The 290-nt window shown below is 40.7% G+C and carries 1 protein-coding gene; it reads right to left on the bottom strand.

Annotated elements, in window-relative coordinates:
- A partial coding sequence (locus H5201_RS22785) for a DDE-type integrase/transposase/recombinase (RefSeq protein ID WP_259399747.1) occupies positions 1 to 290 on the bottom strand: 290 nt, incomplete at both ends.

The following is a 290-nucleotide window of genomic DNA, read 5'->3' on the forward strand; positions in this document are numbered from 1 at the left end:
CCTTTCATTGGGCTACCATTATCTGAGTGCAACGTGACTTGCTCGCGCTTTATTTGCTCCCGACTGCAAATATCCTTCATTAAATCTGCGGCTAATTCACTTAACTGTGTGTCGTAAACCTGCCATCCCACAATTTTTCGACTAAAAATATCCATCACTAAGTACAAGTATAAAAATTGCCCTTTTACGCTCGTTGGTAAATAGGTGATATCCCAAGTGTATACTTCATTTGCACGTACTGCCTTCAATGCTCTTGGCTTTTTCATCGGCTTAGCTGGCTTTACTTTTTC

Source organism: Pseudoalteromonas sp. SG43-6 (assembly GCF_014164365.1).
Taxonomy (GTDB): Bacteria; Pseudomonadota; Gammaproteobacteria; order Enterobacterales; family Alteromonadaceae; genus Pseudoalteromonas; species Pseudoalteromonas rhizosphaerae.